Origin of the sequence: Sulfuricurvum sp. (assembly GCF_019163035.1) — a bacterium.
Lineage (GTDB): Bacteria > Campylobacterota > Campylobacteria > Campylobacterales > Sulfurimonadaceae > Sulfuricurvum.
Window position 1 is genome coordinate 8,104 of record NZ_JAFLKV010000049.1, and the last position, 3,827, is coordinate 11,930.

The 3,827-nt window shown below is 44.5% G+C and carries 7 protein-coding genes; 2 read left to right on the forward strand and 5 right to left on the reverse strand.

The genetic code is table 11. From position 1 onward, the window contains the following. Both JZU62_RS04450 and JZU62_RS04455 read left to right on the forward strand, forming a co-directional pair. Positions 1–501 (forward strand): TCP-1/cpn60 chaperonin family protein (locus tag JZU62_RS04450; RefSeq protein ID WP_295012305.1); only part of this gene is annotated, 501 nt, incomplete at its 5' end. 102 nt (positions 502–603) lie between these two features. Next, complete coding sequence (locus tag JZU62_RS04455; protein ID WP_295012307.1) at positions 604–891, forward strand: hypothetical protein; 288 nt, start codon at positions 604–606, stop codon at positions 889–891. Here the strand turns inward: JZU62_RS04455 and JZU62_RS04460 are convergent. From JZU62_RS04460 to JZU62_RS04480, 5 genes are all read right to left on the reverse strand, one after another. Continuing rightward, positions 888–1,865 (reverse strand): DUF475 domain-containing protein, encoded by a 978-nt coding sequence (locus tag JZU62_RS04460; protein WP_295012309.1) that lies wholly within the window; start codon positions 1,863–1,865, stop codon positions 888–890. The two genes, JZU62_RS04455 and JZU62_RS04460, sit on opposite strands and share 4 nt — an antisense overlap. Before the next feature lie 35 nt (positions 1,866–1,900). Next, entirely contained in the window at positions 1,901–2,596 is a 696-nt protein-coding gene (locus JZU62_RS04465; RefSeq protein WP_295012311.1) for a 2OG-Fe(II) oxygenase, read from the reverse strand. A 2-nt stretch (positions 2,597–2,598) separates the two neighbouring features. Next, a complete protein-coding gene (locus JZU62_RS04470; RefSeq protein WP_295012313.1) occupies positions 2,599–2,988 on the reverse strand; it encodes a biopolymer transporter ExbD in 390 nt (129 codons plus the stop codon). A gap of 3 nt (positions 2,989–2,991) precedes the next feature. Next, entirely contained in the window at positions 2,992–3,435 is a 444-nt protein-coding gene (gene exbB, locus JZU62_RS04475; RefSeq protein WP_295012315.1) for a TonB-system energizer ExbB, read from the reverse strand. After that, a partial coding sequence (locus JZU62_RS04480) for an ATP-binding protein (RefSeq protein ID WP_295012317.1) occupies positions 3,425–3,827 on the reverse strand: 403 nt, incomplete at its 5' end. The genes JZU62_RS04480 and exbB, both read right to left, overlap by 11 nt.

Below are 3,827 nucleotides of genomic sequence, written 5' to 3' on the forward strand. Positions count from 1 at the left end.
GTTATCAAAGTCGGAGCAGCGACTGAAACCGAAATGAAAGAGAAAAAAGACCGCGTAGACGATGCGCTCTCAGCGACCAAAGCGGCAGTTGAAGAGGGGATCGTTATTGGCGGCGGTGCGGCATTGATCCGCGCGGCGGCAAAAGTGAAACACGACCTCATCGGCGATCAAAAAATCGGATGGGAGATCATCCTCCGCGCAATCACTGCTCCGGTAAAACAAATTGCTGAAAATGCGGGATACGATGCGGGTGTTGTCGTTAATACTATCGTTAGCGCAACCAATGAAAATATCGGGTTCAACGCAGCAACCGGTGAATACGTCGATATGTTCGAAGCAGGAATCATTGATCCGCTCAAAGTTGAGCGTGTTGCATTGACCAATGCAACCTCCGTATCAAGTATGCTCCTCACCACCGAAGCGACAATCCATGAAATCAAAGAAGACAAACCTGTAATGCCTGATATGGGCGGTATGGGTGGAATGCCCGGTATGATGTAAGGACGCAAAAAACGCCAAGCATTTGGCGTTTTGCGAACTATAACCTCTCTTTTTAACCCTTCTTCGATACACTTCCTCTCTAACCCAAATAATGGAAATACAATGCAATTATCCCTAATCGACCTTATCGGTATTCTCGGTGTTATCATCATTATTATCGGCTATATGCTTTTACAACTGGGAAAAATGGATGCAAGTGATTTAAGCTTCTCCGTGTTGAATACATTCGGTGCATTCCTGATCATTATCTCTTTGCTTTATGACTGGAATCTTGCTTCCTTTATCATGGAGTTTACGTGGATGATGATAAGTTTGTATGGAATACTCAAATATTATAAACGGAAGAAGAGAGAAGAGAATGCCGTCAAAAATGACGGCGAAGAAGACTAAGCCTTATTGGCTTGTTTGTTTTCCCATAATGAATGGGCAAACGCGATAGCGATAAGACCGATACCGATGGTTCCAGTCACCATTTCACTGATGTGAGTGGTAATTTTCATCAACATGATAATTGCCAGAATTCCGATCGCATAGTGGGCACCGTGCTCGAGATAACGAAATTCGGAGAGGGTTTTATGCTCAACGAAATAGAGGGTAATACTCCGCACAAACATCGCTCCCACACCAAGCCCTATCATAATGATAAAGATATTACTAGTAAGGGCAAACGCTCCGATTACGCCGTCAAAACTGAAACTCGCATCAAGTACTTCAAGATAGATAAATCCTGCAATCCCGCTTTTTACCGTATCGGAAGAGAGAAAATGATCCAGCATCCCCAGCAATGAGTGAAGCAATACACCGTACATAAATGCGAGAACAACACCGAAGTCTTGGGTAATGTGCCCCAGAGCAATCCCGACCATAATAGCGGTAATCAACTCGATATTAGCAACACCTGAGAAGGTTTCCATCATTTTGGAACCCTCAACAAAGGTCACCCATTTAACATCCCGCTCTTCAAAGAAAAAGTCCAAAAAGACCATCAGTAAAAAAGCTCCCCCGAACGCAAAAATTGTCGATTCAGTAGCTTTAAGCACTTTTTCATATTCAGAGGGCTGATTCATCGCCACTTGTAGCGTTTCCATCAATCCCATTCCCGTCACAATCGAAACGATTGCAAGAGGAAACACTAGTCTCATCCCGAATACCGCAATCGGAATACCGAATACGATAAACCGTTTCTGCCAGATCGGATCCATTGTCTCCAAAACTTTGGCATTGACAACTGCATTATCGAATGAAAGGGAAATTTCAAGAACAATCAAAAGAAACGTGATATAAATAGCAGTGAGTCCGCCGAGATAAAACGCCGCGATCAGCCCTAAAGCCATGATTACGAACGAGCTGTAAAAGTAGCGCATTATTTGCCCTTGGAAAAAAGATGCGAAATTATACCCTACATCAGTGCATCATGCCATTGGACAAGTGAAAGTCGAAAACCTTCTTTTACGCTAAGGACTTCATGGGCGAAATAAGGGTTACTCAAAAAAACGACCATATCCCCTGCTTCGGGGCGAAGGGTTATTGTATTACCATTTTCATCACACAGATAGTTGAAAAGGAGTTCTCCTCCGCTGAAATGATCCTGATCCGTTGGATGAGGGGTATACGACGTGGTAAAAAGGACGGTGGTGAGCTTACGCTCCGGTGCAACGGTACGATAACCAACTACATTTCCATCGCTATCACGCAGTTCACTCGCATCATCGGAGTGTTTGACGTAAAATGAGCCGCTCTCGTATCCCAGAACCTGTACATCGGTCGCTTTGGACAATGAGATCGCAAAAAAAGCTTCTATCTCTGAACGTATCGCATCAAAACGGCGATCATAGATAGCTCGATGTTCTTTACTCAATATATGAATATCGGTTTTACGGATTGCGGTATCAAGTGCTTTTCCTCGAAGCTCCGCTTGCACGGAGTTTTTGTCCTCTAATGCGGCAGCGGTAATCGCGCGGCATTCGGCGCTACTGAGCACCCCCTCCAAAACCATATAGGGAAAATCGTGGTAAGGATTCGGAAGTCTCTTGGTTGGAATATCGAGACCTAAGAGTTCATCTCGGGCGTAAACATAGTTGCTGATTTGATGCACAATTATTTCTGCTTATCAGTCACAATATAGAGCTGTTCATGCCCCAGACGTTTGAGGACATCCATCACACCCACAAAGTTTTGAAATGCCGCATCTTTATCGCTATAGAGTACGACTGTCATCTCTTTACCCCCGGCAATAACCCGTTGTTCAAAATCAGCCAACATAATCGGTGTTTTCTCTTCTCCCAGCATCAATGTTCCGTCTTTTTGGATCGTGAGTTTTAGCTCCGATGGTTTATGCTCTGCGGCTGTCCCTTTGGCATCGGGGAGATCAACGGGGATAAGTCCGGTACGGATAAACGTAGCCGTCGTCAATACCATGACCAAGAGCACCAACATAATGTCGATAAAGGGGATAACGTTGATCGTATCCATACGTTTCATTTTCATGGGTTACCCTTTGTTTTTGATTTCCCACATGGTGAGGAGTCTCTCCATTTTACGCAGTAAAATATTGTAAAAGATGATCGATGGGATAGCAACGACGAGACCCATCGCGGTCGCTTTGAGTGCCAATGCCAATCCTGTCATGATTTTCTTAGGATCAACTGCACCGACATCTCCGAGGCTGTAAAACGTGATCATGATCCCTAAAACCGTCCCAAGAAGCCCCACGTACGGAGCATTGGAACCGATGGTTGCAATCGTAGAGACGTTATCACCTAAATCAAGTTCCAACTCCTCTTTCGTATCATAATCGCTAATACGGACAGAACCGTATGCCATTAGGCGTTCGATAAACAGCCATAATGAGACGACACTCATCAATACCAATATTCCGATAATCCCGTAATCTATCGCACTGTGTGCGTATTCCAACCAACCGCTATTTTCCATTCTCTTCCCTTTTTTTAAATTCAAGTTTAACGCATGTCCCCTCGTTCACTTTTGAGGAGATATGCAATGCGATTGCGTAGCGGTCACAATAGCGTTTGACCAGATTTAGCCCGATTCCATACCCCGCCATTGTGGAATCGCTCTGATAGTAGCGATCATAAATATGGATCAGGGTGATTTCATCCATCCCTATCCCCTGATCACAAATACTCAACGTATAGTTTCGAAGTGTGATCGTGATTATAGGGTTTTTAGGTGAATATTTCACCCCATTTTCGATCAGGTTATCGATTACTTTGCTCAGTCCGATCCGATCACCGTACACGTCGCACGGTTCAAGCTCGACCTGCCATACTACGGAAGGGTACAAAGAGCGCAAAAAGAGCAGTCGG

Coding starts and splice junctions, on each gene's coding strand:
- JZU62_RS04455 (WP_295012307.1), top strand. CDS start 604: ATGCAATTATCCCTAATCGACCTTATCGGTATTCTCGGTGTTATCATC.
- exbB (WP_295012315.1), bottom strand. CDS start 3,435: ATGGAAAATAGCGGTTGGTTGGAATACGCACACAGTGCGATAGATTAC.
- JZU62_RS04460 (WP_295012309.1), bottom strand. CDS start 1,865: ATGCGCTACTTTTACAGCTCGTTCGTAATCATGGCTTTAGGGCTGATC.
- JZU62_RS04470 (WP_295012313.1), bottom strand. CDS start 2,988: ATGAAAATGAAACGTATGGATACGATCAACGTTATCCCCTTTATCGAC.